General features: G+C 62.3%; 7 protein-coding genes and 1 pseudogene. 4 read left to right on the top strand and 4 right to left on the bottom strand.

Going from position 1 to position 6,069, the window contains the following annotated elements:
• From B7G66_RS11070 to B7G66_RS11060, 3 genes are all read left to right on the top strand, one after another.
• The coding region (locus B7G66_RS11070) for a PhoU domain-containing protein (protein ID WP_048859190.1) at nt 1–162 on the top strand (162 nt) is incomplete at its 5' end.
• Nucleotides 159–944: a response regulator gene (locus B7G66_RS11065; RefSeq protein WP_003621473.1), complete on the top strand. Its 786-nt coding sequence runs from the start codon at nt 159–161 to the stop codon at nt 942–944. The genes B7G66_RS11070 and B7G66_RS11065, both read left to right, overlap by 4 nt.
• Before the next feature lie 30 nt (nt 945–974).
• Nucleotides 975–2,261: a sensor histidine kinase gene (locus B7G66_RS11060; protein ID WP_064478813.1), complete on the top strand. Its 1,287-nt coding sequence runs from the start codon at nt 975–977 to the stop codon at nt 2,259–2,261.
• Nucleotides 2,262–2,362: 101 nt separating this feature from the next.
• On the opposite strand, the gene B7G66_RS11055 is transcribed toward B7G66_RS11060, so the two are convergent.
• Nucleotides 2,363–3,337: a LysR substrate-binding domain-containing protein gene (locus B7G66_RS11055; RefSeq protein ID WP_040512675.1), complete on the bottom strand. Its 975-nt coding sequence runs from the start codon at nt 3,335–3,337 to the stop codon at nt 2,363–2,365.
• 98 nt (nt 3,338–3,435) lie between these two features.
• The gene (locus tag B7G66_RS18980; protein ID WP_275396232.1) at nt 3,436–3,564 is read right to left on the bottom strand and encodes a hypothetical protein; all 129 of its coding nucleotides are present in this window, start codon (nt 3,562–3,564) and stop codon (nt 3,436–3,438) included.
• Nucleotides 3,565–4,081: 517 nt separating this feature from the next.
• Between B7G66_RS18980 and B7G66_RS11050 the strand changes: the two genes are divergently transcribed.
• Complete coding sequence (locus B7G66_RS11050) at nt 4,082–4,543, top strand: MucR family transcriptional regulator (protein WP_050772136.1); 462 nt, start codon at nt 4,082–4,084, stop codon at nt 4,541–4,543.
• 199 nt (nt 4,544–4,742) lie between these two features.
• Here the strand turns inward: B7G66_RS11050 and B7G66_RS11045 are convergent, their stop codons facing one another.
• Together B7G66_RS11045 and B7G66_RS18740 are read right to left on the bottom strand one after the other, a co-directional pair.
• The gene (locus B7G66_RS11045) at nt 4,743–5,222 is read right to left on the bottom strand and encodes an Rrf2 family transcriptional regulator (protein WP_003621483.1); all 480 of its coding nucleotides are present in this window, start codon (nt 5,220–5,222) and stop codon (nt 4,743–4,745) included.
• Nucleotides 5,223–5,665: 443 nt separating this feature from the next.
• A pseudogene (locus tag B7G66_RS18740) lies at nt 5,666–5,825 on the bottom strand (DUF932 domain-containing protein); the annotation flags it as partial.
• Nucleotides 5,826–6,069: the final 244 nt, after the last annotated feature.

The raw sequence follows: 6,069 nt of genomic DNA, 5'->3' as shown, positions 1-6,069 counted from the left end.
ATCGCCAAGAACCTTGAACGCATCGGCGACCACGCCACCAATATTGCCGAGCGCGTGTATTATACCGTGACGGGCGATATCCTGCCGGTCGTGCGCCCGCGTGGCGGTTTTTCAGGTCCCGCCGCGATTGCCGACCTTGTGCCGGGGGATGACACGCAGTGACGTCGCTGTCGACTTCCACCCCGGCCACCGACCCCGGCACGGACCCCCGTGCGAAAATCCTCGTGGCGGAGGATGACGAGGCGCTGTCCGTCCTTGTCACCTATAATCTGGAGGCGGCGGGATACGAAGTCCGCGCCGTGGCCGACGGGCTGGACGCGCTGGAACAGGTGGGATCGTGGCAGCCCGACCTGCTTGTGCTGGACTGGATGCTGCCGGGCCTGTCGGGTGTGGATCTGTGCCGCAGGCTGCGCGCGCGTGGCGGGGCCATGTGTGACATGCCCGTGCTGATGCTGACGGCGCGCACCGCCGAAAGCGACAGCGTGCATGCGCTGGACACCGGCGCGGATGATTACCTGACGAAACCCTGCGGGATGGAGGCGCTCAACGCCCGCGTGCGTGCGCTTTTGCGGCGCAGCGTGCTGAATGCCGGGGCCGGCGGTGTCCAGGCACAGGCCGATGCGACGGCGGTGCTGCGTTTTGTCGATGTCGTGCTTGATCCCGTCAGCCACCGCGTAACGCGTGCGGGGCGTGTGCTGGCCCCCGGCCCGACGGAATATCGTTTGCTGGAATTCTTCATGCGCAATCCCAACCGCGTCTTCTCGCGCGAAGACCTGCTGCGTTCGGTCTGGGAACGTGGGGTGCATGTGGAATCGCGCACGGTCGATGTCCATATCCGCCGCCTGCGCCGTATCCTGAACGAAGGGGATTTGCCGGACCTGATCCGCACGGTCCGGGCCAGCGGTTATGCCCTTGACGACATGTCCGGTGACGTGACGCCCTGATGGCGGCCCCGCCCCGCAGGGCGCGCGCCCATGCATGACCTGCTGGCGGGGATCGCGCTGGGCGGCGGGGGGTATGCCCTGACGCGCGCCATGATGGCGCGGGGCATGCGGTGGTATCGCCATGGGGACGGCGTATCACGCGCCAGCACGGCGCACGGCAGGGATGCGGATGCGGTGGTGCCGGCGTCCTCCACCCTTATGGACCGTGCGGCGGCGGCGTCGCAGGTCGATCCGCTGGCGACGCTGCCGCATATGCTTGACCTGCTGCCCGGCGCGTGCATCGTCTTTGGCCCGCGTGGCGACCTGGCCCATGCCTCCACCTCCGCACGTGACATGTTTGGCGATACGCTGGGCGCGATCGTGCGCCATCCCGCGACGCAACAGGTGCTGGAACAGCTTTCGACCACGGCGGAAACGACCGTCACGCTTGATGTGCCGGTGCGCCGGGTCGTGCGCGTGCTGCTGCGGCGGATCGCGCCTTCGGCACCGGGGGGGCGTGGGGTTGTCGTTGCCCTGCTGGAGGATCGGACGGGACAGGATGCGCTGGACCGTATGCGCGGCGATTTCGTCGCCCATGCCAGCCATGAACTGCGTACGCCGCTGGCCGCGCTGTCGGGCTTCATTGAAACCCTGCGTGGCCCTGCCGCCAATGATGCGCCTGCGCGGGCGCGCTTCCTTGGCATCATGGCGGGGCAGGCCGAACGCATGCTGCGCCTGCTGGACCGGCTGTCGTACCTGTCGCGGGTGCAGATGGTCGAACATCAGCGCCCGCGCACGCGCATCGATGTCGCCCCCGTCGTCGCCCGCGCCATGGACGAGGCCCGCCCCCTGCTGGAGGGCGCGGACATTACCTGTGCGCTGGATGTGGCGCCCGACATCATGCCGGTCATGGCCGATGGGGACCAGATCGTGCAGGTCATGCTGAACCTGGTGGGGAACGCCATCCGCTATGCCCCCGGTGTCGCGGGACGCAGGGCGCGGGTGGATGTCACCGTGGCGAACGCGACCGGGCGGGATGGCGGTCCGCACGCGCCGTGGCCGTGCGGTGGGGGCGTGGTCGTGTGCGTGCGTGACAACGGCCCCGGCATTCCCGCGCGTTACCTGCCCCGGGTGACAGAGCAGTTTTATCGCGTGCCGGGACAGGTGCAGCAGGGCACGGGGCTGGGTCTTGCGATCGTCAAGCATATCGTGGACCGCCACGGTGGCCGCCTGCAGATCGAAAGCCGGGAGGGGGAGGGCACATCATGCACGCTGTGGCTGCCCCCGGCGGAGGAAGGCGCGCGCGACCGGCGCAATGGGGCAATCCCCCCTGCATGACGCGCCATGCCAGAGGGCGCGATAAAGGCGCCCCCCGTTGGAAACAGACCTCCCCGGAAGGTGTCTTTTGTTCCTGTGAACAGGTTGTTTTTTAACACCCGTCAGGTTTCGGGGCCGGGATGTGCCCTCTCCTGCAACTCCCCTTCATAGATCGCCACCTGAGCGGACAGCCACGTGCGCAGCAGGCGCAGGGCCGTGCCTTCCCATACATGTGCCGGCGCACGCAGCACATATGACCCCAGCGCGACCCGGCGCAGGGGTGTTGCCGTCGTGGTGACGGGGCATAACAGTCCCGCCCGCAGGTCCTCCGCCAACAGGTAAGGATTGCCCAGCGCGATGCCCTCCCCCGCCCGTGCGGCCGCCAGAGCAAGATGCGCCTGCCACAGCCGTCCCGCCGCAGGCACCGTGCCGATCTGCACCGATTGGGCCGCGAACCATAATTTCCACTCCGTCTCGTCATCCTCCAGCAGCAGGGGGGCGTCCAGCAGATCCGCCGCCGTGCGGGGCGGGTGGGACAGGCGCGCAAGGCAGCGCGGGCTTGCCACGGGAAAGACCGCCGGGCGGGTGATTTCCATGCAGCGCATGTTGCGTTCCGCCCCCCTGTATTCCGGTCCTTGCGGTTCATCGGTCATGTACCGGATGTCGGCATGCAGGGCGCCAGTGCCATGGCGGGGATCAAATCCGGTATCGGCATCGACGGGACGCAGTAACAGGTCGATGCATGGATGGTCGCGGCGAAAGGCCGACAGGCGCGGCAGCAGCCAGTGATAGGCAAAGCCATGCGAACAGGTGACAGTCAGATGCGCAATATCCTGGCGCATGTCCGCCGTGGCGTGGGCCAGTCCCTCCAGCAGGGGGATGATCCGCGCGCAATAGATTTCGGCCTGTGGGGTCAGGCCGCCCTGGCCGGTGCGCAACGGCACGCCAAGTGCATGTTCAAGATCGCGCAGGTGCCGGCTGACGGCGGCATGGTCGATCCGCAGTTCTGCCGCCGCCCGGCGGATGGCCCCGGTGCGGGCGAACGCCACGAACGCATTGAGCGCCGCAAGCGAGGGAATCCGGTATCGGTTTTCCATCAGGGTTTTACGATCCATAACATGTCCCATCCCATGGCCGGGTGCGCAGTGTGGACGGAACGGTGTCCATGGCCTGCCCATGGATACGGCGCCATCTGTCACGTCGGCAGCCATGCGCGCAATAGGGTGCATGACCGTCCGCCACGGTGCAACGCCGCCGTCATGTCAGGGGATGATGCAAGGGAGGGATATCCGTAAACCGCCCCGACAGAAGTAATGAACGGCACGAAAGGTCGTTTTTTTCAGGAATTCATGGTTTTTGTAATGATTTTTCAGACGAGTATTTACCAGAAATTTTATGATTTCATGATATTGCCGACGGACGGGCGATGCAGGGGCGGCGGTGCATGGTGACAGGGCAGAAGAATTTCTGGACAGGCCGGTGCGAAGAAAAAACCGCACATGTTCAGATGTGCTGGCAAAACGTGATGATGACAGGCAATAAATGGGGGAACTTTTCAGGTACCCATTGCGATAAATACATAAAATATTCGGCCATGAGACACGGTATGGTGCCGTATGGATGAAATCATGATCGTGTCGATGCAATCATGTATAAATTATCCTGATGATCTATAAATAATTCAGGTGATGCATATATACAGGAACCAACAGCGCCGGAAGACAACAATTGCGTAGTGCGCCGCATGGGATTATTATCAATGCAAACGGTGATATTATTCTGATATTTTCTGCATGAATGGTGAGAAATTGGATAAAAAACACATCCAGACCCCTGAACTCATGTCCCTGACAACGGATATCGTGTCAGCTTACATGATCAATAACAGCCTGCCGCCCGAACGTGTGCCGGACCTGATCCGCAACGTTTTCGCCGCACTCGGCGCCACAGGCGGTGATGGGCAGGAAAAGGCGGAACCGTTGCAACCCGCCGTGCCAATCAAGAAATCCGTCTTCCCCGATTATATCATCTGCCTTGAAGACGGGAAGAAGCTCAAGATGCTCAAGCGGCATCTTGACCGGGCCTATGGCATGACGCCAGAGCAGTATCGTGAAAAATGGGGCCTGCCGTCGCATTATCCGATGACCGCGCCCAATTACGCGGCGAAACGTTCCGCCCTGGCGCAGCAAAGCGGACTGGGGCGCACGGTTCCCGCTTCCGCCCATGCCGGTGCGGCGCCCATGCCGGAGGAACCGCAAACCGCGGCACCGCGCGGGCGGCGCAAGAAGAACGCCGGGGGCTGACACCCCCCTCCCTGTTCCCCACCATCACGGTGTCCCTGTCACGCGGTTTATGTGTGGCAGGGGCATGATGTGCCAGTGGCATGATGTGGCAAGGGGGATATGGACATTCACCGCACCGTGGTGATGGTATGGTGATGGTATGTGGCGTGAGGATGTGCGAAGGCCCGTCAGGGCGTCAGGGCGTCAGGGCGTCAGGGCGTCAGGGCGTGGTCGGCGGCGGCGCGTCGAGCAGGCGGCGTTCATGCGCCGTGATGGCCTGTTCCAGTGTATAGCTGTCGAGTACACTCATGAATGACCCCAGCGCCTCGTTCAGGATGCCGCGCAGGGAACATCCCCCCACCAGAAGGCAGGGCCGCACCCCTTCGGCAGGGGCCTGCATGCAGCTTACAAGGCCGAGGTCTTCCTCGGTATAACGTACGACATCACCGATCAGGATATCATGCGCGGGGCGACCAAGGCGCAATCCCCCCCTGCGGCCACGCAGGGTCTCCACAAAGCCACCACGGCCAAGACGGTGAATGATCTTGATCAGATGATTTTCCGAAATGCCATAGGCCTGCGCGATCTCGTGGATGGAGGTCAGGCGGTCCGTATGGATTCCCAGATAAATCAATGTTCTGAGGGCATAATCAGTATGCAGGGTCAGGCGCATGGGTCGATAGGTATGCAACATGAACATCTTTTTCCAGCATTATAAAAGATGTGAAAATTATACATCTTATTGCATACTTCCCGTGACCGCATGCCGTGATGGCAGGCCCCACGCCATAAGTACCGTCCGCGTTTCAGCATTTTTGCGGCACAGGATTATGGTCCCGCCATCATTGCCAAGCTACGCCGCTGCTGTTCTATCACCCATCCCAGCCAGCCTTACCGGGGGGATAGGGGGTGGCATTCTGTGGTCTTGCGGTGCTGATGGTGAACCTATGCCGCCCCGGTGCAGGAAGGGGCAGGCATGTGCGGTGTTACCGTGCATGAAGGGTATGAAAAGGCGCGTAGCATCTCGCACGGTCGAAGCGACAGGTCAGCGTTGAGGAAATGCCATGCGCCGTCAGGAGACGACCCGGAAACATCCCACGGACAGGGGCGGCCATAATCGGGGCCAGTCACGGCGCGCGGTTATATCCGCCCGTCTTTCGTTTCCAGAGTTTCCACCAGTGCGGACCGGTGCGACAGCAACCTATGCTGGAGGTTGATCGCCGCCAGTAGATCTGGAAGATGACACACCGATCAGGCTGCATATCTGGCCGAAGGGCCAATGTGTCAGTGCGTTCGGCTCATTCTATCTTGGTAGAGTGAGGGCGATCCGATATCGAATATGGTATGGCGACGGCAAAGACGCCCCATGACATTTGCGGTGTGAGTGGGGGAACCTTCAAGGGCAGAGTCTGGCCCATGATCCGTTGGCGCAGGATTGCCATACCGCGGCCCAGGTTCCGCAGCGCCGGGAGACTGTTTGAAAAGGTAAGTCCGACAAGATCATGAAATCATAAAAGTTTTTGGTGAAGCTTTTTTCAAAAAGCTTC

This window comes from Novacetimonas hansenii JCM 7643 (genome assembly GCF_000964405.1).
GTDB classification, from domain to species: Bacteria; Pseudomonadota; Alphaproteobacteria; order Acetobacterales; family Acetobacteraceae; genus Novacetimonas; species Novacetimonas hansenii.
Note: the sequence above shows the minus strand (reverse complement) of the source record. Positions and strands in the feature narration are given on the sequence as shown.

Excerpts from the sequence above, each read along its gene's own strand:
- B7G66_RS11060 (WP_064478813.1), top strand. The coding sequence starts at position 975 with ATGCATGACCTGCTGGCGGGGATCGCGCTGGGCGGCGGGGGGTATGCC.
- B7G66_RS11045 (WP_003621483.1), bottom strand. The coding sequence starts at position 5,222 with ATGTTCATGTTGCATACCTATCGACCCATGCGCCTGACCCTGCATACT.
- B7G66_RS11055 (WP_040512675.1), bottom strand. The coding sequence starts at position 3,337 with ATGGAAAACCGATACCGGATTCCCTCGCTTGCGGCGCTCAATGCGTTC.
- B7G66_RS11050 (WP_050772136.1), top strand. The coding sequence starts at position 4,082 with ATGTCCCTGACAACGGATATCGTGTCAGCTTACATGATCAATAACAGC.